This is a genomic window from Natronosalvus vescus (assembly GCF_023973145.1).
GTDB classification, from domain to species: Archaea; Halobacteriota; Halobacteria; order Halobacteriales; family Natrialbaceae; genus Natronosalvus; species Natronosalvus vescus.
The window spans coordinates 2,242,001-2,266,018 of sequence record NZ_CP099546.1 but is presented as its reverse complement, the minus strand read 5'-3'; the positions used below and the strand labels follow the sequence as shown (position 1 = coordinate 2,266,018).

The 24,018-nt window shown below is 63.4% G+C and carries 23 protein-coding genes; 9 read left to right on the top strand and 14 right to left on the bottom strand.

Annotated elements, in window-relative coordinates:
• Window positions 1-59: 59 nt before the first annotated feature.
• Window positions 60-635, bottom strand: a complete 576-nt coding sequence (locus tag NGM68_RS10815) for a DUF8056 family protein (protein WP_252698140.1) — start codon at window positions 633-635, stop codon at window positions 60-62.
• Window positions 636-839: 204 nt separating this feature from the next.
• On the opposite strand from NGM68_RS10815, the gene NGM68_RS10810 reads away from it, so the two are divergent.
• The gene (locus NGM68_RS10810) at window positions 840-2,141 is read left to right on the top strand and encodes a glucose-6-phosphate isomerase (protein ID WP_252698139.1); all 1,302 of its coding nucleotides are present in this window, start codon (window positions 840-842) and stop codon (window positions 2,139-2,141) included.
• A gap of 79 nt (window positions 2,142-2,220) precedes the next feature.
• Window positions 2,221-3,330, top strand: a complete 1,110-nt coding sequence (locus NGM68_RS10805; protein ID WP_252698138.1) for a CPBP family intramembrane glutamic endopeptidase — start codon at window positions 2,221-2,223, stop codon at window positions 3,328-3,330.
• Window positions 3,331-3,509: 179 nt separating this feature from the next.
• On the opposite strand, the gene NGM68_RS10800 is transcribed toward NGM68_RS10805, so the two are convergent.
• Window positions 3,510-4,490, bottom strand: coding sequence for a helix-turn-helix domain-containing protein (locus tag NGM68_RS10800; protein ID WP_252698137.1), 981 nt, complete (start codon window positions 4,488-4,490; stop codon window positions 3,510-3,512).
• A 174-nt stretch (window positions 4,491-4,664) separates the two neighbouring features.
• Here NGM68_RS10800 and NGM68_RS10795 point away from each other — a divergent pair, with 174 nt between their 5' ends.
• Together NGM68_RS10795 and NGM68_RS10790 are read left to right on the top strand one after the other, a co-directional pair.
• Window positions 4,665-4,949 (top strand): DUF3311 domain-containing protein, encoded by a 285-nt coding sequence (locus NGM68_RS10795; protein WP_252698136.1) that lies wholly within the window; start codon window positions 4,665-4,667, stop codon window positions 4,947-4,949.
• Window positions 4,946-6,430, top strand: coding sequence for a sodium:solute symporter family protein (locus NGM68_RS10790; protein WP_252698135.1), 1,485 nt, complete (start codon window positions 4,946-4,948; stop codon window positions 6,428-6,430). Before NGM68_RS10795 ends, NGM68_RS10790 begins: the two co-directional genes overlap by 4 nt.
• A gap of 37 nt (window positions 6,431-6,467) precedes the next feature.
• Here the strand turns inward: NGM68_RS10790 and NGM68_RS10785 are convergent, their stop codons facing one another.
• The gene (locus NGM68_RS10785) at window positions 6,468-7,346 is read right to left on the bottom strand and encodes a hypothetical protein (RefSeq protein ID WP_252698134.1); all 879 of its coding nucleotides are present in this window, start codon (window positions 7,344-7,346) and stop codon (window positions 6,468-6,470) included.
• Window positions 7,347-7,822: 476 nt separating this feature from the next.
• Between NGM68_RS10785 and NGM68_RS10780 the strand changes: the two genes are divergently transcribed.
• Window positions 7,823-8,401, top strand: coding sequence for a cupin domain-containing protein (locus tag NGM68_RS10780; protein ID WP_252698133.1), 579 nt, complete (start codon window positions 7,823-7,825; stop codon window positions 8,399-8,401).
• A gap of 206 nt (window positions 8,402-8,607) precedes the next feature.
• Here the strand turns inward: NGM68_RS10780 and NGM68_RS10775 are convergent, their stop codons facing one another.
• The gene (locus tag NGM68_RS10775) at window positions 8,608-10,137 is read right to left on the bottom strand and encodes an outer membrane protein assembly factor BamB family protein (protein WP_252698132.1); all 1,530 of its coding nucleotides are present in this window, start codon (window positions 10,135-10,137) and stop codon (window positions 8,608-8,610) included.
• A gap of 154 nt (window positions 10,138-10,291) precedes the next feature.
• Here NGM68_RS10775 and NGM68_RS10770 point away from each other — a divergent pair, with 154 nt between their 5' ends.
• The 3 genes from NGM68_RS10770 to NGM68_RS10760 all read left to right on the top strand — a co-directional run bounded on the left by NGM68_RS10770 (window position 10,292) and on the right by NGM68_RS10760 (window position 12,945).
• Complete coding sequence (locus NGM68_RS10770) at window positions 10,292-10,981, top strand: DUF6517 family protein (RefSeq protein WP_252698131.1); 690 nt, start codon at window positions 10,292-10,294, stop codon at window positions 10,979-10,981.
• A gap of 70 nt (window positions 10,982-11,051) precedes the next feature.
• Window positions 11,052-11,963, top strand: a complete 912-nt coding sequence (gene pdxS / locus NGM68_RS10765) for a pyridoxal 5'-phosphate synthase lyase subunit PdxS (protein WP_252698130.1) — start codon at window positions 11,052-11,054, stop codon at window positions 11,961-11,963.
• A gap of 184 nt (window positions 11,964-12,147) precedes the next feature.
• On the top strand, window positions 12,148-12,945 hold the full coding sequence (locus tag NGM68_RS10760; protein ID WP_252698129.1) for a hypothetical protein: 798 nt from the start codon (window positions 12,148-12,150) through the stop codon (window positions 12,943-12,945).
• A 227-nt stretch (window positions 12,946-13,172) separates the two neighbouring features.
• Here NGM68_RS10760 and NGM68_RS10755 read toward each other — a convergent pair whose 3' ends face one another.
• From NGM68_RS10755 to ahaH, 8 genes are read right to left on the bottom strand one after another with little or no spacing between them, the layout of a single operon-like run.
• A complete protein-coding gene (locus tag NGM68_RS10755; protein ID WP_252698128.1) occupies window positions 13,173-14,591 on the bottom strand; it encodes an ATP synthase subunit B in 1,419 nt (472 codons plus the stop codon).
• A gap of 11 nt (window positions 14,592-14,602) precedes the next feature.
• Window positions 14,603-16,360, bottom strand: coding sequence for an ATP synthase subunit A (locus tag NGM68_RS10750; protein WP_252698127.1), 1,758 nt, complete (start codon window positions 16,358-16,360; stop codon window positions 14,603-14,605).
• Between the two features lie 3 nt (window positions 16,361-16,363).
• The gene (locus NGM68_RS10745) at window positions 16,364-16,708 is read right to left on the bottom strand and encodes a V-type ATP synthase subunit F (RefSeq protein ID WP_252698126.1); all 345 of its coding nucleotides are present in this window, start codon (window positions 16,706-16,708) and stop codon (window positions 16,364-16,366) included.
• Complete coding sequence (locus NGM68_RS10740) at window positions 16,705-17,757, bottom strand: V-type ATP synthase subunit C (RefSeq protein WP_252698125.1); 1,053 nt, start codon at window positions 17,755-17,757, stop codon at window positions 16,705-16,707. Before NGM68_RS10740 ends, NGM68_RS10745 begins: the two co-directional genes overlap by 4 nt.
• On the bottom strand, window positions 17,754-18,335 hold the full coding sequence (locus tag NGM68_RS10735; RefSeq protein WP_252698124.1) for a V-type ATP synthase subunit E: 582 nt from the start codon (window positions 18,333-18,335) through the stop codon (window positions 17,754-17,756). The genes NGM68_RS10740 and NGM68_RS10735 overlap by 4 nt, the downstream gene beginning before the upstream one ends.
• 19 nt (window positions 18,336-18,354) lie before the next feature.
• A complete protein-coding gene (locus tag NGM68_RS10730) occupies window positions 18,355-18,609 on the bottom strand; it encodes a hypothetical protein (protein ID WP_252698123.1) in 255 nt (84 codons plus the stop codon).
• A gap of 5 nt (window positions 18,610-18,614) precedes the next feature.
• Entirely contained in the window at window positions 18,615-20,834 is a 2,220-nt protein-coding gene (locus tag NGM68_RS10725) for a V-type ATP synthase subunit I (protein ID WP_252698122.1), read from the bottom strand.
• Window positions 20,835-20,838: 4 nt separating this feature from the next.
• Window positions 20,839-21,171, bottom strand: a complete 333-nt coding sequence (ahaH, locus tag NGM68_RS10720) for an ATP synthase archaeal subunit H (RefSeq protein ID WP_252698121.1) — start codon at window positions 21,169-21,171, stop codon at window positions 20,839-20,841.
• A gap of 137 nt (window positions 21,172-21,308) precedes the next feature.
• Here ahaH and NGM68_RS10715 point away from each other — a divergent pair, with 137 nt between their 5' ends.
• The gene (locus NGM68_RS10715) at window positions 21,309-21,944 is read left to right on the top strand and encodes a methyltransferase domain-containing protein (RefSeq protein ID WP_252698120.1); all 636 of its coding nucleotides are present in this window, start codon (window positions 21,309-21,311) and stop codon (window positions 21,942-21,944) included.
• Window positions 21,945-21,983: 39 nt separating this feature from the next.
• Here NGM68_RS10715 and NGM68_RS10710 read toward each other — a convergent pair whose 3' ends face one another.
• Window positions 21,984-22,532, bottom strand: coding sequence for a type IV pilin N-terminal domain-containing protein (locus NGM68_RS10710; RefSeq protein ID WP_252698119.1), 549 nt, complete (start codon window positions 22,530-22,532; stop codon window positions 21,984-21,986).
• A 91-nt stretch (window positions 22,533-22,623) separates the two neighbouring features.
• Window positions 22,624-23,847 (bottom strand): DUF7096 domain-containing protein, encoded by a 1,224-nt coding sequence (locus NGM68_RS10705; RefSeq protein WP_252698118.1) that lies wholly within the window; start codon window positions 23,845-23,847, stop codon window positions 22,624-22,626.
• Window positions 23,848-24,018 lie beyond the last annotated feature (171 nt).

Genomic DNA, 24,018 nt, shown 5'->3' with positions numbered 1-24,018 from the left:
TCGGCTCACGGCGCTCGGCACTCGGCTCTCAACTCTCGACCCGAGATCCGGGTACCCGATCAACGCGACGCCCGGTGGACGAGGTAAATGGTGACGGCGGCCACGACCGGAAACGAGAGGCCGACGGCCGCGGGGAGCGCGTACAGCCCCTCGACGAGTGGAGCGAGAAGACCGTCGGTTGCCGTCTGGTGCTCGGGCGGGACGGTCGGGATCAGGCCGAGGTACAGCGAGCCAACGAAGAGAAAGCCGGCCGCAGCGAGACGACGGTCGTAGCGGGTATCGGTGCCGATGCGCCGACGGTGGCGGCGGGCGACGAGTAGGACGGGTGCCACCAGTGGGATGACGATTAACAGGCCGAGCAGGGCGACAAACGAGCGCGACAGCGCCAGCGTCGCCGTCGTTCCGGCCGTTACGCTGATGATTTCGATCACGCCCAGCACGAACAACAGGGCGACGAAGAGCGTGACGACCCCACCGGCGACGACGTAGCTCTTGAACAGCAGCGACGAACTCTGTCGGAACGCGTACGGGAACGCGCCGAACAGTCCGCCGTAGGTGTTCTCGTCGGCCGCTGACGGGCTCGAGTCGTGCTCCCCGGCCGGACTCGAGCCCACGATGTCGTCCGACTCGGTCATTGCTCGAGGTTGGAAACGCGAGGGAATAAGGGAACCGATGCCGGCGGGAGCGGCCCATCGAGCAACTGCGTGCATAGGTATCGGATATCGGGCATCGGGTATCGGGCATCGGGTATCGAGCATCGAACGTCGGGACGACGACAGCTACGAAGCCACCCCACAGCGTGACGCAACGCCTTTAGGGGTCGCTGTCACCTCTCCGATATGGACGTCGACCTCGGAAACGCGCTGGCAACGGTCGCCTCGCCGGGCCTCTCTCGGGACGCCCTCGAGCGACTGGACGAGCAGGTCGCCACGGCACACGAACGGATCGAAGCCGGGCGAGCGAACGACGAACACGGCTACGCCGCCCTGAACCTCCCCGAGCGAACCGATCCGGAGGCGATCCGAGCGGCCGTCGAGCCGGTCGCCGACGCCGAGGCGCTCGTCACCGTCGGCATCGGCGGGAGCGCGCTGGGCGCGGCGACCATCACGGACGCCCTCGCCGACGACGGGGACTGCGAAACCGTCTTCCTCGACAACGTCGACCCCGCGTGGGTCAGCCGCCGACTCGAGGGCCTCCCGCTCGAGGAGACGGCGATCAACGTCGTCTCCCGCTCCGGGACGACCGCCGAGACGCTGGCGAACTTCCTGGTCGTCCGCGAGGCGTTCGAGGCCGCCGGCGTCGACTGGACGGAGCGAACGGTCGTCACGACCGGCGACTCGGGGCCGCTTCGCGACCTCGCGGATCGACACGACCTGCCCGCGGTGTCGGTACCTGACGGCGTCCCAGGTCGCTTTTCGGCCCTCTCGGCCGTAGGGATGGTCGCCGCCGCCGTCTGCGGCAACGACCTCGAGGCGCTGCTCGACGGTGCTCGAGCCGAAGCGGCCACGCTGACCGGCTCCCTGTTCGAGTGCCCCGCCTACGCCTACGGCGCGACGGCCTACGCGCTCGACGCCCGCGGCGCGTCGATGAACGCGATGGTTCCCTACGCGGAATCGCTCGAGACCTACGCCGAGTGGTTCGCCCAGCTCTGGGCGGAGAGCCTCGGCAAGGACGACCTCGGGCAGACACCGGTTCGCGCACTCGGCGTCACCGACCAGCACTCACAGCTCCAGCTCTACCGGGCTGGCCCCAGGAACAAGCTGGTCACGTTCGTCACCCCGCGGGAAACCGCGTATCGGCGGATTCCGGCCACCGACGTGGACGACCTCGCCTATCTCGGGGACGCCACACTCGGCGAGTTGCTCACCGCCGAGTTCGAGGCCACCGAGGCCAGTCTCGCGGCGGCCGGCCGCCCTAACGTCCGCATCGAACTCGAGCGCGTCGACGCCTACGAACTGGGCGGGCTCCTGTACGGAATGGAAGCCGCCTGCGTCCTCGCGGGCGAACTCTACGGCGTGAACGCGTTCAACCAGCCGGCCGTCGAGTGGGCGAAGAAGGCCACCCGCGGCCTGCTCGGTGGGGGCGACTTCGAAGAGGCTCGAGCAGTCGCCGAGAAGACGACGCTACGGATCGAACGCTAGTGCGCCGGACTCGAACTCGAGTACGGCCCAGCGCAGGACAGAACAGAGCGCCTATGCCCGTCGACCCGAACACCTACGTATGAACGAGACCGCACGGGACGATCACACGCGGTCGTCAGAGACCGGTGCAATGACCGGTCTCGGCCTTGGGTTCGCCGCCGTCGCGATGGCTGGCATGGCCGTCCCCGTCCAGCAGGGGGTCGACGACCCCGTCGTGGTGAGTGGACTCCTGCTCGCCGTCGGCGCCCTCCTGGTGTTCGGAGCCAGACGGTACGACGTCCTCGAACGTCGGTACAGCCCGGTCAGCGCCCTATGTAGCTTCGGCGTCGTCCTCCTCGCTGGCTACGCGCTCAACCAGGGAATCAACGGAACGACGACGATTCCGGTCGTCGGTGGGACGATTCCGGCCGTGTTCGTCGCGTTTCTCGCTGCGGCAATTGCGATCGGCATTGCACTGGCGGAGTACGGCTCAGTCTCCATCGTCGGCCTCTCACGGCGCGTTGCACTGACCGTCCACCTCTCGCTGCTCGCGCTCGTTGCCTGGCTGGTGGCCCTGTTCGCCGGCCAGTTACTCGCCGTTCCGTTCGCCGCCGCCCTCGGCGGCCTGACCGAAAACCAGTTCATCGCGATCAGTCAGGTCGGCTTCGCCATCGGCACCGCGGCGATCGCCGTCGGCTACGTCTACACGACCGACCGCGACTGGTCGTTTTTCGATCTCCGGTGGCCAACCCTTCGACAGATGGGCTGGATCGCCGGCGGTATTGGCCTCATCTTCCTCGTGAACATCGCTCTCTCGATTCTGTTCAGCTCGAGCGGCGTCGAAGGGGCCGAACACAGCGCGACCCAGGCCGCCCAGCAAAACCCGGAACTACTGTACGTGATGATTCCGGCCTCGATCCTGATCGTCGGGCCGTTCGAGGAACTGCTCTACCGGAACGTGATCCAGAAGTCGATGTACGACATCTTCTCGCGGTGGGGTGCACTCCTCGTCTCGAGCGTCATCTTCGCGGTGATCCACGTCGCCGCGTACGCGACGGCTGGTTTCGGAGCCATCATGGCTTCGCTCGCCGTCGTCTTCGGTCTCTCGCTGGTGCTCGGGACGGTCTACCTGCTCACCGAGAACCTCGTCGTACCGGCGATCATCCACGGCATCTACAACGCGATTATTTTCGCTTCCCTAGTGCTCTGAGAGGGATCGGTGTCGTCACGTATCGACGTTTGCGACCCCAGAGCGAACAGTCAACGGTACGTTGTCACGTCCTTCCTTTGAGGGCGAATCTCGAGCACGGGCGACGTGAGCAAACCGAAGGAGGGACTCGAGACTGGACGGGGAATCAGTGTCACCCTCGAGGAACGATCCAGTCGCGATCAGTACGTCGCCGACCAGTACCAGTAGACGGTGACGGCGATCAACACGACCAGGCCACCGAGGAAAAAGAGTAGGCCCGGTGGAACCGTCGCGAAAATGGCCTCGGCACCCTCGACGGCACCGTCGACGGTCGCGTTCCCGTCGTCGACTCCCCCGTCCGTGTAGGCGGTCTCGTTCCCACCGTCGGTACTGTCGAACGACTCCGCTGTATCGTCGCTCTCGACCGACTCGCTGTCTTCGGTACTGTCGGGTTCGTCCGCTTCGTCGTGAGCGGCGTCCTCGTCATCGGTTTCTGCGTCGTCGCCAGGTTCCTCGTCCTCGCTATCGGCGTCGTCGGTCTGGGCGGCACCGATGTCCCCCTCGTCTTCTTCTGTCGTCGGCTCATCGGAGTCAGCCGAATCAGCGTCGGCGTCGTCTCCGGTTTCGGCTTCGTCTTCGGTCTCGGGGGGTGCGTCTCCGTTTCCGTCAGTCGCGGCTGCCCCGTTCCCGGCAGCGGCCCCGTCACCGTTTCCAGACCTCGTCGACTCGGTCGCTGCCGGCGAGAAGTACTGGCTCAGTCCGTACTGGACGAGCAGACTTCCACCGGCCAGTGCAGCAACGCCGCCGATGAACCGGGAGAGCGCCGTCTTGAGTTGATCGGCCGTCGATCGGTCGCTCGTGACGATCAACGGGCCGTCCGCGGTCGAGTAGACGCTCATCTCGTTGCCTCGCGAGGAGTACCAGGTGTCGACGACCTCGACGAGTCCCGCTTCCTCGAGTTTCTCGAGGTGATAGCGGACGTTCTGGATCGAGGAGTCGATTGCGTCGGCGACATCGCTCGGCGTTCCCGGCTCCTCGTTCAACCGACTGTAGATTCGCCGAGCGGTCGTCGACGACAGTGCACTGAACACCGCGTCGGCGTCTTCGTCCTCGAGGTCGACGACTCGTGGCTGGCCCTCCCGGGTGGGCGTCTCAGATCGAAGGGGGAACAGACGGGCCATTCGGTCTCTGTTTAGGTTCCCTCACCAACACTTATACTCCTTTCCCTACCTGAAAGAGCGATTTTACCTTGCGAATATCGGCTCGAGAGCCCGATAAAACCGCTTGAATAGAGAAGTTCTTCGAAAGGAGGGACAGATGGAAACGGTTACACAGTGGCAGTGACGAGCGCACCTATGGACTGGGTCGAGCGAGCAGGATGGGGGATCATCGCTACAATCATCTGTCTGCTCGGCATCCCCTGGTTCCTCTGGGGGGACTCGACGATAGTGCTGGGACTGCCGCTGTGGCTCTGGTGGCATGTCGGCTGGCTCCTGCTGGCGTCGGCGCTGTTCTGGGTGTTCGCCCAGCGCTACTGGGGCGTCGGGATCGAACCTGCCGGTGGGATGTCGGCCAAAAATTCACCTCGAGCCGACGGTGAAGGCGGAACCGGTGGCGAAGCCAGAGGTGATCGCCGGTGAGCCTGACTATCCAACTCGGGATCATCGTCGGCTACTTGCTGCTGGCGCTGGCGATCGGTCTCGTCGCCTACCGCCTGACCGAACGGACGGCCGAGGACTTCTATCTCGCCAGCCGAACGCTCGGAACCGTCGTCCTGCTGTTTACGACGTTCGCGACCCTGCTGTCGGCCTTTACCTTCTTCGCGGGGCCGAACCTCGCGTACCTGTACGGCCCCGAGTGGATCCTCGTTATGGGCGTGATGGACGGCCTCATCTTCGCCGTGCTCTGGTACGTCATCGGGTATAAGCAGTGGTTACTCGGCCGACAGCGTGGCTACGTCACCCTCGGCGAGATGCTCGGCGACCGATTCGGCTCGAAACGGCTTCGGGGACTCGTTGCCGGAGTGAGCCTGATCTGGCTCTTCCCGTACGTCATGCTCCAGCAGGTCGGCGCAGGCACTGCGCTGGCGGCACTGACCGACGGGGTCGTCCCCTACGCGGCCGGAGCCGGATTGATCACCCTCTTCATGATTCTGTACGTCGTCCTCGCGGGGTTCCGGGGAATCGCCTGGACGGACACCCTCCAGGGCGCGTTCATGCTCGTCACGACCTGGGTCGCCCTGCTCTGGGTGCTCGCCGTCGTCGGTGGCCCCGGCGTCGCGACGGCTGGACTCGAGGCGACTGCGAGCGAGCACCTCTCCCTCGGCAGCGCCTACTACTCCCCGCAGTTCATGCTCTCGACGGCGATCACGATCGGGTTCGGGGTGGCGATGTTCCCGCAGGTCAACCAGCGGTTCTTCGCCGCCGGCTCGAAAGAGGTTCTCAAACGATCGTTCGCCCTCTGGCCGATCCTCTGTCTCTTGCTGTTCGTCCCGGCGTTCCTGCTCGGTGCCTGGGCACGCGGGCTCGAGACCGGCATCTCGGTCGCCGAAATCGAAGCCGGCGGGAACGTCCTCCCGCTGATCCTCGCGGAGTTCACTCCGACGTGGTTCGCCGCGCTCGTTATCGCCGGCGCGATGGCCGCGATGATGTCCTCCTCGGACTCGATGTTGCTCTCGGGGTCGTCGTACTTCACCCGCGACCTCTACCGGCCGTTCGTCGACGCGACACTCTCCGAGCGTCGGGAGGATCTGATCGCCCGCGTAGGCGTCGTCGTCTTCGCCGTCGCGACGTTCGTCGCGAGCCTCTACAACCCCGCCACGCTGTTCGAACTCGGCGACGCGGCGTTCAGCGGCTTCGCCCAGCTCGCCTTGCCAGTGATGGTCGCGCTCTACTGGCGGGGAACGACGCGAGCGGGAATGACGTCCGCGATCCTCGGGAGCCAGCTGTTTTACCTCTCGAGCGTCTTCCTCCCGTTCGTTCCCGGGATCTACGGCGGCTGGTCGGCCGGGCTGGTCGGAATGGGACTCGGTCTCGTTCTAACGCTCGGCGTGTCCTGGCTGACAGCACCCGCGCCAGACGAGGAGCGAGCGATTTACTTCGAAGGGCTCCGAGCGGACTGAGACGTCTCAATTACGCCGACAACGGACGCGATCCGTGTCAGCGTCCACTCGAGCCGGGTTGTCTGCGTTCCATGAGGACGTACAGCGCGGACAGTCCGACGAGGTAAACCACGATTCCACCGAGAACGACCCCCAGAATCGGATTCGTCGGTTCGACGTCGCTCCACGATCGGGCGAACCCAGCGAGCATCAATCCGAACCAGATGACGAGACTCTGGATCGGTATCCTGGCGGCGCTCCAGCGGGTTTCGAACGCGAAGAACACGTTGACGACGCTGAACACGGCCGCCCACCCCAGCAGGACTCGAGACGTGAGCGGGCTGACGGCCCAGGGCCAGGTATCGATCATCCGTTCCGGCGAGACGAAGAGCGCGGCGAGGACGAGCGTCATCGCGACGCCGATGACGCCGCTCACCCGACGGATGATCGGCGGCACCGTCAGCGCGTCGGCTGGCGGTTCGCGGGGATCGGTTCGACCGTTGTACAGCCAGAGCACTGGAATTAGAACCGGCGTCACCACGTACAGGAACACCCACAGCCAGGTGGAGCCGTGGCCGTGAGTGAACGCGTCCCAGTGGATATACGTCGCGACAGCCATCGCCAGCGTGAAGACCGCGATACCCGGAAACAGGACGTGAACGCGGTGCCACTCGTCGATCGTCACGACGCGGTAAAAAAAGTACGCGCCGGCACCGTATCCCGATCCCATCAGGAGAGGGGTGAGGGTCGGGCTGATCTCCCATGCGAAGTACGTTCCCGTCTCACCCGGAAACGTGTAGAGAGAGACGAACGCCAGAAACAGCACTGGTGCGATGACGTATCCGCTCCACCGAGTGACCCGACGTATTCGGTCGTCTCGGATCTCCCGTTCGCTGGGAACCCGTTCGTCAACATGGTACCGGTCGGTCGAACCCATGGAATGCATAGGCAGTACAAGGAAATAGTTGTATCACAGTGCTCAACCAATTCGATCCCACTCTCGAGTACGTGGCCGTTCGCCCGGATTGCCTGGACGAATTTCCGGGGAGTTCGTCCGATCTATCCGAAGTGTACCCGTTCACAGATTCGCACCGATTCACAGATTCGTCACCTCCAACCGAGCTCGAGTCGGGCAATGGGTTAGTTCCCTTCCAACCGTCGATTGATGGATGAAACCGGATGGACGCAATCGGGTTTCACTCATCAGTTCAGGCGTGAAACGCCACTAGTGCTTTTCCAAGCCTGAACTGGTGAGCGAAATCACGTGGTGAGGTTCAATTTCGCTCACCAGTCGACGCGTGGGAGAGTACAAGCGACGACACCGATCCCGCGGAATGATAGCTATTTGTCCACCTCGACCATCGTCTACCCCATCGGCTCGAGGAAGAAATGACAGATCAAGAACGAGGTCAAGTGACGGGGGATCCGATCGTCGTCCGTGAAACGGCGGCTGAGACGGACGGGGCGTTCGTCGAGTTCGAACTCACGCTCTATCCACGAGCGTCGGCGACCGGAGACGAGTATACCCTCCCGCACGAGCGGTGGTTGATCGATTTCCCGATCGAACACGTCCATCCTCGGCAAGCGGAACACTGGCAAGTGCTATCCGGTGAACTGGGCGTTTCCCATGGCGAGGTCGAAGACGTCCTAAAGGATGGCGACACCGTTCGGCTTCCGGCGGGCGTTCCCCACCGAATCTGGAATCCGTCGGACGAACCAAGTCGTGTCACACTGGCGTTTCATCCGGCCCTCGAGGCCCAGTCGCTCACGGAAACACTGTACGTCCTCGCTCAACTGGAAAGGATGGACGAGCGGGGGCGGTTGAACCCCTTACAGTTCGCGGTGACGCAGGCGGCCCATCCCGATCACCTCTACCTGACGTCGGTTCCCGTGAGCGTACAGAAGGCACTCGTGAGGATACTCGCACCGATCGGTCAGTACGCCGGATATCAGCCGCGGTATTCACTCGATGAACTGGACGGTGGGCACTGAGCGGAGCTCTCGTAATTGTGACGTTTCGACGAGCAACCAGACACACCTCGAGACTGGATCGTCGAGGGGGTACGTCATGGGTAATCCTTCGCAGAGCCCAACAGCCAGCCTCGAACGGGAGACTACCCCCGACGAGCAGTCTGTGCCAGCTCGGGACAGATATCGGCTCGAGATCCACTGAACTCGATCGGATCCCTCAACTCACGTTACTCGGCCGGGTCGTCCGCCTCGGCCCGTCGACGCAGCCACTCGAGGCCGAGACCCCCACCAACGATCCCCGTCACGGTCGTGAACCCCGGAAGGCTGTCGGTGTCGATGCTGAGGTCGTTCTCCTCGGTGGCCGGGGCAGGTGTCCCGGAATCGTCACCGGATTCGTTCCCCGTTCCGTCATCTTCGGTGTCGCTGTCAGCTCCGTCTTCGTCACCACCGTTGTCAGAGCCATCGGCTCCCCCGTCATCGTCAGCTCCAGTGTCGTCGGTCCCAGAATCGTCGTCGGTTCCGTCGGTTCCGGAATCGTCGTCGGTGTCGTCAGTTTCGTCAGTGTCGCCGGAATCGTCGGATTCGTCGGCACCGACCTCGTCGGTATCGTCCTGACCATTCGTCGTTCGAAGCGCCACTAATTCCCCACCGCGTGGGACGTAGACGGTGTTCTCGTCGACCACGATCGACGTATCGATAGCGCCACTCGTCCACTCCTCGCCGTCGAGATCGTATTGCCACTGTTCGTTCCCGGTCTCGAGATCGTAGGCAATAATTCGCTCGCCGGAACCCGCATCCGCAGACCCATGAGCCGCGATAACCGTGTTGCCGACGACGACTGGCTGACTATGAGCGTAGTACGACTCGCGTTCCCAGGCTCGCTCGCCACCCGCGGAGAGATCGTACACCACAAACTCGTTCCGTCCGTTCGCGAAGAACGCGCCACCGCTGATCGAGTGACTGAACGTCCCGGTCTGGATGACCAGCTCTCGAGCGAGGACGTCGAAGACCACTGCGGTCTCGTCACCGACGCCGTAGCCAGCGACGTGGCCCGCCCCGACGGTGAGGTTCGATAACTCGATTCCGTAGGTCACCCAGGCGAAGGCGTCACCCGTCTCCGGCTCGAGCGCGATGATGGCCGATCCGCCACCGCTGTGATTCGAGCCAGTGACGTAGACTGCATCCCCACCGACGTCGCCAATAGCCAGTTCGTCGACGGTTTCCTGTCCGTCGTCGGTATCTACGGTGACGGACTCGCGTTCCCAGCGAATCGACCCGTCCGTAGCGTCCAGCGCGTAGACGGTTCCGTCGACGGAGGTAAATACCGTCTCGTGGCCGACGACGAGCTCCGTACTGCTGAGCTCGCTCTCCCAGCGCCTGTCGCCCTTATCCGCATCGACCGCCTGGATCGGATCGCCAGCAACGTAGAGCGTGTCGTCCTCGAGCGAGAGCGTTCCGAACGCGCCGATGTCCCCGGTTTCCCACGCGAACTCGCCATCGGCTGCCTCGATTGCGGTAACGCCGCCGGCCGCCTGCGTGTAGACCCGGCCGTCGGTGGCGACGGTACGACTGATGATGAACGACCCATCGTACCGCCAGGCGACTTCTGTCGGTCGTTCGAAGTCCGGATCCCCGGCTCCCGTGGTGTCGTCTTCCCCCTCGGAGTCGTCCTGCCCAGCCCCGACCGACGCGGCCCCACTGCCAACCGCGAGACCAACACCAGTCGCGAGTACGGTTCGGCGATGCCAACCTTCCATAGAGGAGCCATCTCAACACGAACCCATTGCTATCTATCCGTTAAGGTCGATTGCGGACTGAGCAACTGTCTCGACGCGTTTTCGGGTGCGGTTCAACGGCCTATATGTGAGTCAGATCACCACGCCCAAATGGCTCCCGGCCGAAGTCAACCCAATGACAGCAGCGTTGCCGGAATCGTTTCGACCGGGGTGGCGCGTCGTCGGGACGCGAACCGACCGAGACACCGTCGCTTTCGTCACGATCACCGCCGAAACGACGGTGTTCGAACACCGCAAGACGGCCGAGATTCTCGAGGTGACCACGAGTGACCTCGCTGTTCGCTCACTGCTCGCGGTCGACCTCGCGTTCTCACCACCACTGTCGATCCTCGGTGCGGGCCCGGAACGCCTCCGCTCGCTCGTGACCAGCAACGCTACCGATCGGTTCGTCGAACGCCTCGAGGACGCCGGGGTTGCCGTCCTCGGCGAGCGCAAGACCGTCGAATTCGATCGCGGGGACGGCACCGCCGGGAACTGGTACGTCTTCGAGACGGCGCACCCGATCGCGTTGTCGCCCGACGACGGGGCTAAGAGGGGTGACGAATCGACAGCGACGGCGATGGACGGTCAGGATCACACACGCCTCGCCACCGAAACCCACGTCGCCGTCTGGCCGACCGACGCGAGTTTCGCCATGGCGGGTGGGACGCTCCCGCTCGAGCGACCGCCGAAGAAAGGGACGTCGAGCGACACGACCATCGAAGTCGATCCCGAACGGGATCGAGAGACCATTGCGACGTTCGTTCGGGCACGGGCAGCGGACACACTCGATGTCGAGGACGAGGCCACTCGCGACAGAGCGTGAGCCCGCTCGAGCGGAGTCCCGGGGGGACAACATGAACACGCGTAAGTGCTGGGGCTCCGAACCCACGTCTATGCCCGAGGAAACCGATCTCGAAGAACTTCGACGTGGTACCGACCTCGTCAAGCGCGGCTTCGCCCGCATGCAAAAAGGTGGCGTCATCATGGACGTCGTCAATCCCGAACAGGCCAAAATCGCCGAAGACGCCGGTGCGGTCGCCGTCATGTCCCTCGAGGCAGTCCCCGCAGACATCCGCAAGCGCGGGGGCGTCGCCCGAATGGCCGATCCTGCCGACGTCGAAGAGATCGTCGACTCGGTCTCGATCCCCGTGATGGGGAAAGCGCGTATCGGTCATCAGACTGAGGCCCAGATCCTCGAGGCCGTCGGCGTCGACATGATCGACGAGAGCGAGGTGCTCACCCCGGCGGACAACGACTACCACATCGACAAGCGCGAGTTCACCGCGCCGTTCGTCTGTGGCGCACGCAACCTCGGGGAGGCCCTGCGCCGAATCGACGAGGGCGCAGCCATGATCCGTACCAAGGGCGAGGCCGGCACCGGCGACGTTAACCAGGCCGTCTACCACCAGCGGACGATCAAAGGCGAGATCCGCAAACTCGAGGGGATGGCCCACGACGAGCGCGAGGCCTACGCCCGCGAGATCGAAGCCAACGCCGACCTCGTCCACGAGGCGGCCGAGATGGGCCGACTCCCAGTCGTAAACTTCGCCGCCGGTGGCATCGCGACCCCCGCCGACGCAGCCCTCATGATGCACCACGAGTGTGACGGCATCTTCGTCGGCAGCGGCATCTTCGGTGCGGAAAACCCGCCGGAGATGGCCGAAGCGATCGTCGAGGCCGTCAACCACTGGGACGATCCCGAGACCCTCGCCGAAATTTCGAAGAACCTCGGCAAGAGCATGAAAGGCGACGCAAACGTCGACCTCCCCGAGGAAGAGCGGTTGCAGGATCGCGGCGTCAAATAGGGATCAATGTAATCACGTACCGCCGATTGCCCGTCACAGCGCCGATTGCCCGTCACAGGGTCGGCGGTCGGTGGTACATTGTTACAACATTTCCTATGCGTTCGACCAGAACCGACGACTCCATTTACGCCACCTTTCTCTGGTAAGGCGTCCCGTTTTCTCCGCTCGGCACCTCCCCTGTTGTATGAACACTGATACGAGCAGGGCGCGCACAGCGGACGAACTCGGTCACCTCTCCGACCGCGCCCTCGTCGGAGCCACCAACCTGCTTCGGGCGATCGAACGAGACGCCCCCGACGAGCGGGTTTCGGATCTGGCGAGAGAACTGTGGGAAATCACCGACGCTGCGGACGATCTACTGGAGACGGTGAACCTCGGACAACTTGCGGACAGCGTCCACACCGACGCCCTCTCAGATCTGGTCAAAATCGACGGCATCCCGAGGGCGATCCGGGATCGAGACGCCGACGCGGCGTTCGATCTGCGTGACATTCGTCGCGCCGTCGAATTACGGGAACTGTGGAACGCGGTGGATCTCCTCGAGTTTCGGACGGCCAGTCGTCGACTCGCGGCCGAAATCGAGGACGTTATCGGTACAGATCGGCTGTCCGGAGCCGTTGACAGTGACTCCGAGGCGGCGGCCGACCTCGAGGCGTTCGGCGACGAGATCCAGGCCGAGGCACCGAACGTGGCGCTCCAGCAGCAGGCGAAAAAGCGGATGAAGTTGGCTCGTCGCGGCGTTCTCGAGGGGCACGCAGCCCTCGAGGAGATGTATGCCGAGAACCGCCGGTCACCAACCGCCGGCAGTCGGCGAGGACTCCCCCGAAACCCGACGGCCGTCTCGCTGCACCCGACCGGTCCGCTTCCGGACAGTGCCTCCACTCGGTACTCGTCCGTTCCTCCGGTCGTCCGCGGTGCGGAGATCGATCCGTTGCCGCGAGTGTACGGTCGTCGCTGGGCCAAAATGCGCGGTTCGTCCTGACACCGGGATACGACGGCGGAGCCAGGCACGCCTCTCGTACTAGCAAACACGCCTCTCGTACCAGATGATAACGCGCTCGGTGACGCTCACAAACCGACGCGTTCTCTGTCACGAGATCGCAAGACCGTGAGATCGTAAGATCGTGAGATTCCGAGTGATCCCTGACGAAGGTACTCGAGTATACAGGTCGAGACGTTCACAAACGAAAAATAGCGATCAGGAAACGCTCAGTCCGCCTGAACGGCTTCCGCGCTCTCGTCGGTCTCGAGGTAGTACTCCGCGATGAAGTCCTCGTCGATCCGGTTGAGCTCCTCTTTCGGGAGCATCGAGAGCAGTTCCCAGCCGATATCGAGGGTGTCCTCGATCGATCGGTTGGTGTCGTAGCCCTGCTGGACGAACTCGTTCTCGAAGCGGTCGGCGAAGTCGAGGAACTTGTTGTCCCGCTCGGTCAACGCTTCGCGACCGACGATGTTCACGAGGTCGCGCAGGTCTTCACCCTCCGCGTACGCGGCGTACAGCTGGTCGGAGACGTCGGCGTGGTCGGCGCGGGTGAGTCCCTCGCCGATTCCGTCGTCCATCAGCCGCGACAGCGATGGGAGGACGTTGATCGGCGGCTCGATACCCTGGCTGTTCAGGGATCGGTCGACGATGATCTGACCCTCCGTGATATACCCCGTCAGGTCGGGGATCGGGTGGGTGATGTCGTCGGAGGGCATCGTCAGGATCGGGATCTGGGTGACCGACCCGTCGCGACCCTGAATACGACCCGCCCGCTCGTAGAGCTGAGCCAGGTCGGTGTACATGTAACCGGGGTAGCCACGCCGGCCGGGTACCTCCTCACGGGCGGCACCGATCTCGCGCAGCGCCTCACAGTAGTTCGTGATGTCCGTCAGGATGACCAGCACGTGGTAGCCCTTGTCGAAGGCGAGGTACTCCGCCGTCGTCAACGCGAGTCGCGGCGTGACCGTCCGCTCGACGGCGGGGTCGTCCGCGAGGTTCATGAAGACGACCGAGCGCTCGAGCGCGCCGGTGCGCTCGAAGTCAGCCATGAACTCGTTCGCCTCCTCCTGGGTGATCCCCATGGCGCCGAAGATGACGGCGAACTCCGATTCTTCGTCGTCGCTTTCTCCTTCCTCTTCCGGCACGGTCGCCTGGCGAGCAATCTGCAGCGCCAGGTCGTTGTGGGGCAGCCCCGATCCGGAGAAGATCGGCAGCTTCTGGCCACGCACGAGCGTGTTCATCCCGTCGATGGAGCTGACACCCGTCTGGATGAACTCCTCGGGGTACTCACGCGAGTAGGGGTTGATCGCCGCACCGACGATGTCCCGACGCTCGTCGGGAACGATCTCCGGGCCGCCGTCGATCGGGTTCCCGGAGCCGTCGAGCACCCGCCCGAGGAGATCCTCGGTTACGGGCATCTTCATGGTCTCGCCCAGGAAGCGAACGGAGGCGTTGCGGTCGATACCGCCCGTCCCCTCGAACACCTGGATCGAGACGAGTCCGTCGCTCGATTCTAGTACCTGTCCGCGCAGGGTCTCGCCGGCTTCGGTTTCGATCTCGACGATCTCGTCGTACCCGACGGGTTCGTCGACCTCGGCAAACACCAGCGGACCGCTGATTTCCGTAATCGTTTGGTATTCTTTCATGGTTGGTCTCGCTAGTAGAGCTCCCTGATCTGGGATTCGAGATCCGCTTCGATCTCGTCGATGAACTCGTTCCAGTCCTCGGCGGTTCCCATCCGGTTGAGCCGTGGGGCAGCGTCGACGTCCTGGATCTCGTCGACCGGGACGCCAGCGTCGAGGGCGGTGAACGCTTCGTCGTTGAACGTCTTGATAGCCTGAAGCATTCGGTAGGTCTTCTCGGGCGGACAGAACGTATCCACGTCGTGGAACGCGTTCTGCTGGAGCCACGCCTCACGCAGGTAGCGAGCGACCTCCAGCGTCAACTGCTGGTCTTCCGGCAGCGCGTCCTTCCCGACGAGCTGAACGATCTCCTGGAGTTCGTCCTCCTCGTCGAGGACGTCGACGCCCCACTGGCGAACCTCCGGATAGTCTTCGGCGACGTTCTCGCGGAACCAGGGGTCGAGTTGCTGGCGGTACAGCGAGTACGACTCGTTCCAGTTGATCGACGGGAAGTGCCGACGCTCGGCGAGGTCAGCGTCCAGCGCCCAGAACGTCTTCACGATACGCAGCGTGTTCTGGGTGACCGGCTCGGAGAAGTCCCCGCCCGGTGGCGAGACGGCCCCGATGACCGACACCGATCCCTCCGTGCCGTTGATGTTCTCGAACAGGCCGGCACGCTCGTAGAACTCCGACAGTGCCGCAGAGAGGTAGGCAGGGTAGCCTTCCTCGCCCGGCATCTCTTCCAGCCGCGAGGAGATTTCGCGCATGGCCTCTGCCCACCGCGAGGTGGAGTCGGCCATCAGCGCGACGTCGTAGCCCATGTCACGGAAGTACTCCGCGATGGTGATTCCGGTGTAAATGCAGGATTCACGGGCGGCGACGGGCATGTTCGAGGTGTTCGCAATGAGGCACGTCCGGGACATCAGCGGTTTCCCCGTCTTGGGATCCTCGAGTTCCGGGAAGTCCTCGATCACTTCGGTCATCTCGTTGCCACGCTCGCCACAGCCGACGTAGACGACGATGTCCGCGTCAGACCACTTCGCGAGCTGGTGCTGGGTGACCGTCTTGCCGGAGCCGAACGGGCCGGGAATCGCGGCCGTCCCGCCTTTCGCGATGGGGAACAGGCCGTCCTGGACGCGCTGTCCGGAGACGAGCGGCACCGTCGGCGTCTGTTTTTCGGCGGCCGGCCGGGCCGACCGAACGGGCCACTCCTGGTGCATCGTGATCTCCTCGCCCGAGTCGAGGGTAGCCACGGTCTCGTCGACCGTGAACGATCCCGCTTCGATCGAGTCGATCTCGCCGCCCTCGGAGGTCGGCGGCACCATCACCTTGTGGGTGATGCTCTCGGTCTCGGGCACTTCGCCGATGACGTCGCCGGGTTCGACGGCGTCACCGTCCTCGACGGTGGGGGTGAACTCCCACGTGCGCTCTAAGTCAATCCCCGGCGCGTCGACCCCGCGGTCGAGGAACGCCGAGTTCATCTTCGACTCGAGTTCGTCGAGCGGACGCTGGACACCGTCGTAGATGGTGTCGAGCAGGCCCGGTCCGAGGTCGACGCTCAGTGGCTCGCCCGTGTTCTCGACGGGTTCGCCCGGCCCGACGCCGGAGGTCTCCTCGTACACCTGAATCGTGGTCAGGTTCCCTTCGATTTCGATGACCTCGCCCATCAGCCCTTCGTCGCCGACGTAGACGACGTCGTTCATTCGGGCGTCGAGGTCCGCGGCGGTCACGACGGGACCGCTCACGCTTTCTATCACACCGTCTTCGTCGACGGATTCTACTGCCTGGCTCATAGGTTACTCACTGTCTTCGGCTTCGTCAGCGTCCATCAGGTCGATCCCGATGGCGCGTTTGATCTGGTCGCGAAGGCCGCCACCGCTGCTCGCACCGCTACCGATGGTGACCACGACCGGTTCGACGCTCGTTTCCACGTTCGATCGAACGTTCCGCGAGAGGTGCTCGAGGTCGCCCTCGTGCATGACGACGATGCCGACACCGTCGTCCTCGAGGACGGCCAACGCGGCCTCGTCGAGGGACTCGTCCTTTTCGTCGTCCGGAACGTTCTCGAACCGTCTCACGCCGGCCAGCCGGAAACCAGTTGTGAACTCCGGACTGCCGACGACGGCTATCTCCTGGCTCATAGGATCACCAGTTCCTCTTCGATCTCGGTTTCGGAGAGACCGACTTCTCGACCGCGAGCGATCGCACGGATATTCTCGACCTCGCGCTCTTTCGCGAGGATGTACGACAGCACGGCCGATACTGACACCGGATAACTGCTCGAGAGCGTGTCCGCGTACTCGAGCAACGCCGCATCGAGGGCGTGTTCGAACTGGATGAGGCTCTCGGCCTCGCGCAGTCGCGAGAGCGCCTGCGAGAGGGAGTCGCCGTACCGGCTGCTGTCAGCGATGTGACCCACGAGTTCGTCGTAATCGGTGACGAGTCGACTCAGCTCCGCCTGAGTGAACAGGACGCCGCCATCGATGTAGTACGACGCGGGATCGAGGTCGGCACCCGAACGAGCGAGGCGAAGCGCGTTTCGGGCGTTCCGGAAGTCGATTTCGGCCTCGAGGAACTCGACGTACAGCGCTTCGGGGCCTTCCTGTGGCCGACCGAGGTCGGCGAGCAGGTTCTCGTAGAACGCCCGGTCGAGGGCGTTCTCGAGGGGAACGAGCGCACCGGTATCTTCGTACACCTCGGAGGCGTCCGAGAGTGGCTCGTAAAACATCGTCCGGTTCAGCGTCTCGATCGCGTCCTCGATGGTGTCGACCTCGAGCAGGCGGTCGATCGTCGAATCGTCGATTTCACCGGCCCGGATAAGGTCGGTCTCGATCTCTTCGCCCGGCGTGTCGGTGTAGACGCCCCGAATGATCGTCTTGACGTTCCAGACGTCGAACTTCCGGAGGTACCGGGCAATCAGGTCGTACAGTCGACCCTCAGACCAGTCGAGAAGGTCGTGGAAGTGCTTTGCGAGGTTGCGGTTGAGGGCGTACTCGATCAGGTCGACACCCGAAAAGCGCGCCCCGAGCGCGTTGATCTCTCGCTCGTACTCCGTCTCCTCCATGAACCGTGCGATCCCGCTCGGCCCCATCCGGATCAGCTTGCGGTAATCTTCGTCAGTGAACAATGCAGCTCGGCGGGCCCGAACGCGAGCGTTCACGTACTCCGGATTTGAGGCTCCGATACTCATTGCTCGAAGAGTCGATTGCTGATCTCCCGAAGGTTCGATTCCCAGACGTCCTCGAGCACCGAGTCGAACGTGTTGTTGACGCGGAGCCGGGACTGCTCGCTCTCGACGACGACGCCACCGAGGCAATCGTACTCGCCGGCGTACTCGTAGCCGTCGTAGTCCTCGAGGATCGACGACAACAGGTCGGCGTCTTCGGCACGGCCGTAGACGTACACGTCGTCGCCCTCGTCGAACTCGACGCTCGCGGCGTCGAGGAGCGTGCGGGTCAGTTCCTCTCGGGTGTCGGCCGGAAGGTCGACGAGTTCGTCCTCGACCGCCTCGCGGACGTCCTCGAGGACGTCACGTCGAGCCTCCAGGCGCTCCTGTTTCGCCTCCAGCTTAGCACTGGAGAGACGCTGTTCGCGGAGTTGGGCGATCTCGCGCTCGACCTCCTCGTCGGCGGCCTCGAGGATATCCTCGGCGTCAGCTTCGGCTGCCGACTCGATCTCCTCGGCGCGGGCTTCGCCCTCGGCGCGGATGTCCTCCGCACGCGCGTGGGCCTCCTCCCGAATGTCTTCAACGACTGTGTCCAAACTCATTGGTGAGAGAAAGGGGTGGTTAGACCAGGAACACGACGACCAGCGCGAGGATCACGAGCGTCTCGGGAAGCACCGTCAGGATGAGGCCCTTACCGAACGTCGAGTCGTCCTCGGCCATCGCGCCGACTGCTGCGCTGCCGATGCCGCGCTGTGCGTACCCGGTCGCGAGCGCTGCCAGACCGACGGCGAGCGCCGCCGCACCGCTGTCCGTGAAGTTCTCGAGCGTTGCTCCCTGCAGTACCGTCGCCGCAATTTCAGGTGTAATTTCGAACATTGTGTTTAGTCCTCACTGTGGTTTCGATCGTATCCGAACGGTTCGTAGTTCTTTCCACCGCCTTCATAAAACTTCCCAAAGAACTCGACGTATTCGAGCCTGATACCCTGTAATCCGGCACTTGTGATACCAAGTAGCAAGACCAGGATGTGCCCGAAGATCAACACGATGATCCCGAGCAGAATGAAGACGATCGCCGATACACCGTCGCCCATGTGGAACAGGCCCTCGAACATCATCTCCGAGTTCTCGTAGGGAATCGCTGCCTCCCACGAGGCGTCGAACATCCGAGCCCCTTCCTGGGTCTCCCACGCACCGAAGGTGAGCAGGTTGACGACGAACGCCATCCCACCCTTCGCGAGCAAGACGGCGGTCATCCGGGTGTACGAGAGCACGTGGGCAAATGGGATGAGAATCTCGACCAATTCGAGCGCATCGCCGATGCCCAGCAGGATTGCCCCCAGCAGGATCATCGCCAGCGGCAGAGTGAACAGAAATTCACCGCCACCGGGAACCGGAATCGTCGCACCGAGCATCCAGATGCTCCCGTCGCCGAAGCCGTTGAAGCCGAGGCTGAACGGCTGACCGTCGAAGACGGTGAACAGGAAGTCCGGCTTGTCGGCACTCGCCTGGTGGGTGAACACCCAGATCCAGATGCCGTTGAGCAACAGGATCCAGGAGACGCTGTGGGTGATCGCGTCCCACAGCCCGTGGCTGAGGTTGTCGACGAAGTCCATCACGTAGCCGATGTTGAGGTGGAACACCCCGAAGAGGACGCTCACCACGAGCCACGCGAGGGCGAAGTCAGACGAGTACGGGTCTAGTCCCTTGTACCAGCCGCCAGTGTCACCCGGAATCATATCGCCCAGGAAGTGGAACCCGAAGAACTCCCCGAAGAAGAACCCGAAGAGTATCGTAAAGGTACCACACCAGATCGCGACCGCACCCAGGCTTCCGAGCATTCCGTCGAGATTCTTGTACAGATAGTATCCGATTAGCACGTACAGCGCACCGTAGCCAACGTCACTGATCATGAACCCGAAAAAGAACGGGAACGTCAACCAGAGGATGAGCGTCGGATCGAGTTCGCTGTACTTTGGCCGGGAGATGACCTGTACCAGTTCCTCGAACGGGTTCGCGGCCTTGGGATTGCTCTGTCGAGTGGGCGGCTCGTCGTCCATCGTCACGTAGCCACCGTCGGTCGCCGGCTGTTTCGGTGGCGGCGACTCGTACTCCGTCGCGTCCCCGTCGTCGTCGTCGGACGCCTCGTCCTCTACCTCCTCGGTGTGGCTGTGTGCCCCGTGGCGGTCGTAGCTCGCCCGTTCGAGCTCTTCGACTTCCACGCTGTCGCCGACGGCGTCGTTCAGCCGGGCGACGAGCGCGTCGTACTCGTCCGTGGGAATCCAGCCTTCGGCGACAAACGCCCGATTGGTCGTCGCGAACTGCAACGGCGCATCGGCCTTCTGTGCTTCGATGGTCAGCTCCTCTTCGAGGCGAAGCAGGAAGCCCGCCTCGTCGAGTTTGATCCGCCCGAGCTGGGAGTCGATCTCCTCGATGTCGGCCTCGAGCTGGCGTTTGCGGTGCTCGAGGTCGTCGACGTACGCCTGCGGGCTCTCGTCCGTCTCGGGGACGGGATAGCGCGAGAACTCGAGCCCGACGAGGGCGTCGTCGATGATGGTCGCGCCGTCGTCGACGTCCTCGGCGGGTGCGGCGACGATCGCCACGACGTTGCCGCCGGTGAACGTCTCGAAGGCGCGGATATCCTCGGAACCAGCGAGTGCCGCTTCGACCTCTGCGTGGTTCCCCTCGCCGACGAGGACGTCGACCGAGGAGTACCCCGACAGCAGGTCGAGGTCGATCCCGAGCTCCGCAAAGGGCGCGACGCGGTCGATTCGTTCTTGCACCTGGCGAAGCTCTTCGCGAACCTCGCTGCGCTCGTCGTCGAGTCGGTTGACCTTCGTCCGCACCTCCTCGAGACGCGCCTCCCAGTCGTCATCGAGCCGGCCGGGGCCGGCGTCGTCCTCGCTAATGTCGAGAATGCTCTCGAGCGAGCGGACGGTGACGAGCTTCTCGGAGGTGTCGTCGGCACCCTCGATCGGGTTGCCGTTGTCGAACCCCTCCCAGGAGCCGTCGTAGTCGCTCAGGTGGAGCAGATGCAGGTCGTGGACGGCCTCGATGACCGGCTCCAGGACGGATTTGGAGCCGGTCACCGAGACCTTACTCATCTGCTCAGGTCTGAGCATTGACGTCCTCCTGGAACAGCTCGACGACGTGGTCTGTCACCTCGCCGACTTTCGTCCGGGCGCTGTCTGCCAGCGCCTCCCGGTCTTGCTTTCCTTCCCGGAGCACGCGTTCACACTCGGCGTCGATCTCCTCGCGAGCGTCCTCGAGACGACGCTCTTTGAGGTCTCGCGCCTCCTGTTCCGCTTCCGTGCGAATCTCCTCAGCGCGTTCCCGGGCCTCGGCTATTCGCTCGTCGCGGTCGTTCTTCGCCAATGCGACGATTTTGTCGGCCTCTTCTTCCGCCGACGTGATCTCTTTGAGAACCTGTGGCCTCGGCATACTCTAAGCAAGCGAGGTTTGCCCTAGCGCGTATAAGGTAGTTGCGATAGTGTCTCAGCGAATCCGGGTGTGACACCGACACAGCGCTTCACGGCTGATGGACAGACCTATCACTCACGACTGGTAAGTTTCCGGCAATGGGTATCCTCGAGAACAAGGCTCGGGCACGGCTGTTCTACAAGTACCTCTCGCAGGTCTACGACCAGATCAACCCGTTCATCTGGAACGAGGAGATGCGAACGGAGGCCCTCTCCCTGCTCGACTTCGAGGACGCGGAGATGGTACTCGACGTCGGCTGTGGCACCGGCTTCGCCACCGAAGGACTCCTCGAACACGTCGACACCGTCTACGCCCTCGATCAGAGCGAACACCAGCTCGAGAAGGCGTACACGAAGCTCGGCAAGACCGACGGCCCGGTTCACTTCCATCGCGGCGACGCCGAACGGCTCCCGTTTCAGACCGATACGTTCGACATCGTCTGGTCGTCCGGCTCGATCGAGTACTGGCCCGAACCCGTGCTCGCACTCCGGGAGTTCAACCGAGTTCTCAAACCCGGCGGGCAGGTGCTGGTCGTCGGCCCGAACTACCCCGACAACCGAATCGCCCAGGTGCTCGCCGACGCGATGATGCTGTTTTACGACGAGTACGAGGCCGACCGGATGTTCAAAGAAGCCGGTTTCGAGGAGGTCAGACACCTGTTCCAGGGGCCGACCTACGAACCCGAAGTCGCGATTACGACGATCGCTCGAGCGCCCGAGTTCGAATCCGAGTGATTGCTGACGCCCGTTTCGCCAGGAATCACGAACGCTCCTTCAACACGCCACCGTCACGAGCCGAGCGACCGTCTGCCCGTCGCTCGAGACCGTGACGCGAACGACGTCGCCAACCTCGAGCCGTGGCTCGTTCGTTCCCGCGAGGCGCAGCGTCGCTCGTTCTCCCGTGCGCCATTCTGGTGAACTCTCGGCGTTGAACGGCCCCGAGGGGGATCCACGAAAGCCCGGCGCACCCACGAACGGCACCGGTGGCTGGTGGTCGAGCGGTTCGTCACCGACCGTGATTCGTACCTCGAGGTCGCGAACATCGAGGTCGTCACCGCCCGCATGGTCGAAGACGAGTTCGTTTCGGTCGGCGTCGGCCTCGATATCGAGCGCCGCCGACGGCTCAGTAGCCGCGAACGACAGCGAGCCGGCCATCACGGCGATCGTCCCGGCGAGGACGACCGTTATCGCGATCAGAAGAACCGTTCCAAGAGCGGGACTGATCGCTCGAGTGGACGGGCTCGAAAGCCGTTCGTGGCGGTGACGTGCTGCCCGGCATCGCTCGGCCCGGTGTCGTGATCGGTGAAGGCGGGAAGACGGCACGACCCGTTCTGGGGACGCTTTCGTATATAAACTCGAGCAGCTCGAGGGACGAGCAACAGCGAGTGGAGAAAAAGCGAGAAGCGCGAAATCGCTATCTCGAGGGGGTTGCGACGACCCGCTGGTCGTCCGTTTCGGCGGTGAGTTCGTAGCTGCCGATCGGTGGCGCGATCCAGAGGATGCCGTCCTCGTCGGTTTCGCCGACGACGTGCCCGTCGATCGAGATCGTCGCCTGGACGGGGTCGCCGGTTTCCCTATCGGTGACGGTCACTTCCGCCGGGCCGTGGGCTGGCGTCCGGTTCAACGAGATTTGGAGGGATTCGTCGTTCCAGGTACCGTTGGCTGGCTCGGTGGGGAGTCGCGAGACGAACAGCGACTGGTGCTCGCGGGTGACTTCCTCGGTAGCGCCGTCGATGTAGGCGTACAGCTCGCCGTGGTTGTGGGTGATCTCCGTCAGGAAGAGATGATTACCGGCCGCGGCGTGGAACCGATAGGAGTTTGCTGTGCCAAGCGCCCACGGGTAGCGCTCGGTCGCGTGTTCCTCGGCGGCGCCAAAGGAATCGAACTGCGATTCACCGTCCGGATCACGGAGGTCAAAGCGTGTTACTTCCTGCAGGTACGTGTCACCCGCAACCATCGAAAGGCGGTAGCCGTCAACGTGGGTCTCGACCGTCACGGAGAGGTCGTGACCATACGTTGCAGCGACAACCATTTCCGCCCGCGCATCGCTCTGGTGGGTGGCAATTTTACGCGGCATTTCGAAACCGATGCTGTATCCGGAGACACGATCCGTGTACGTGGAGAGTTCGCCATGGAACCGCACAAGTTCGTTGGCTTCGTAGTAGTTTCGTACCAGCGCCCGCGTCAACTCCCCGTCGGTGATCTCGCCATTCGCGTGCGCGCGAACAGCGGCCTGTTCACGCTCGTTGAGCGTCTCGACCCGATCGTGAATCCACTCGAGCTGAGAGTCGATCAGTTCCCCACGTGCCTGATGGTTCGCCGTTTCCTCGAACGCCTGTTCGAAGGCAAAACGGTTGGCATCGACGCGAAGTTCGTCGTCAGCCGACGCGACCATCGTGCTGAAGTCCTGCGTGGGTGAGACGTGGGTTCGCTCGTTGTCACCGCTGATCAACAGTCGATTCGTCGTTCCATCGACTTCGAGGAACGAGCCGTTTCCGTGGGGAGTCGTCTCGAAGGCGGTCGTCGAAGAGTGCGTTTCCGTGCCGGCGTTCGCGCCCGGACTGGCGGCGACGAGCGTCATCGCCGGGAGCGAACAGAGCAGCACCAACGCGAGGAGGGCGGGGGCCGCGGTGTTCATCAGCCAATTCTATTGTACCCATGGTACAAAAAGCGGTCGTTACTCCACGGCAACACGTCATTAGCGGTAAAACCACGCCCTCAAACCCGCTGAGAGGCGCGCAGACCGTTTACAAGCCGAAGTAACGTTTTATTTTCGGATGGAAAGGGTTTTTTGCCCTCGGAGATACCC

Excerpts from the sequence above, each read along its gene's own strand:
- NGM68_RS10815 (WP_252698140.1), bottom strand. The coding sequence starts at position 635 with ATGACCGAGTCGGACGACATCGTGGGCTCGAGTCCGGCCGGGGAGCAC.
- NGM68_RS10810 (WP_252698139.1), top strand. The coding sequence starts at position 840 with ATGGACGTCGACCTCGGAAACGCGCTGGCAACGGTCGCCTCGCCGGGC.
- NGM68_RS10805 (WP_252698138.1), top strand. The coding sequence starts at position 2,221 with ATGAACGAGACCGCACGGGACGATCACACGCGGTCGTCAGAGACCGGT.
- NGM68_RS10800 (WP_252698137.1), bottom strand. The coding sequence starts at position 4,490 with ATGGCCCGTCTGTTCCCCCTTCGATCTGAGACGCCCACCCGGGAGGGC.
- NGM68_RS10795 (WP_252698136.1), top strand. The coding sequence starts at position 4,665 with ATGGACTGGGTCGAGCGAGCAGGATGGGGGATCATCGCTACAATCATC.
- NGM68_RS10785 (WP_252698134.1), bottom strand. The coding sequence starts at position 7,346 with ATGGGTTCGACCGACCGGTACCATGTTGACGAACGGGTTCCCAGCGAA.
- NGM68_RS10775 (WP_252698132.1), bottom strand. The coding sequence starts at position 10,137 with ATGGAAGGTTGGCATCGCCGAACCGTACTCGCGACTGGTGTTGGTCTC.
- NGM68_RS10770 (WP_252698131.1), top strand. The coding sequence starts at position 10,292 with ATGACAGCAGCGTTGCCGGAATCGTTTCGACCGGGGTGGCGCGTCGTC.
- pdxS (WP_252698130.1), top strand. The coding sequence starts at position 11,052 with ATGCCCGAGGAAACCGATCTCGAAGAACTTCGACGTGGTACCGACCTC.
- NGM68_RS10760 (WP_252698129.1), top strand. The coding sequence starts at position 12,148 with ATGAACACTGATACGAGCAGGGCGCGCACAGCGGACGAACTCGGTCAC.
- NGM68_RS10755 (WP_252698128.1), bottom strand. The coding sequence starts at position 14,591 with ATGAAAGAATACCAAACGATTACGGAAATCAGCGGTCCGCTGGTGTTT.
- NGM68_RS10750 (WP_252698127.1), bottom strand. The coding sequence starts at position 16,360 with ATGAGCCAGGCAGTAGAATCCGTCGACGAAGACGGTGTGATAGAAAGC.
- NGM68_RS10745 (WP_252698126.1), bottom strand. The coding sequence starts at position 16,708 with ATGAGCCAGGAGATAGCCGTCGTCGGCAGTCCGGAGTTCACAACTGGT.
- NGM68_RS10740 (WP_252698125.1), bottom strand. The coding sequence starts at position 17,757 with ATGAGTATCGGAGCCTCAAATCCGGAGTACGTGAACGCTCGCGTTCGG.
- NGM68_RS10735 (WP_252698124.1), bottom strand. The coding sequence starts at position 18,335 with ATGAGTTTGGACACAGTCGTTGAAGACATTCGGGAGGAGGCCCACGCG.
- NGM68_RS10730 (WP_252698123.1), bottom strand. The coding sequence starts at position 18,609 with ATGTTCGAAATTACACCTGAAATTGCGGCGACGGTACTGCAGGGAGCA.
- NGM68_RS10725 (WP_252698122.1), bottom strand. The coding sequence starts at position 20,834 with ATGAGTAAGGTCTCGGTGACCGGCTCCAAATCCGTCCTGGAGCCGGTC.
- ahaH (WP_252698121.1), bottom strand. The coding sequence starts at position 21,171 with ATGCCGAGGCCACAGGTTCTCAAAGAGATCACGTCGGCGGAAGAAGAG.
- NGM68_RS10715 (WP_252698120.1), top strand. The coding sequence starts at position 21,309 with ATGGGTATCCTCGAGAACAAGGCTCGGGCACGGCTGTTCTACAAGTAC.
- NGM68_RS10705 (WP_252698118.1), bottom strand. The coding sequence starts at position 23,847 with ATGAACACCGCGGCCCCCGCCCTCCTCGCGTTGGTGCTGCTCTGTTCG.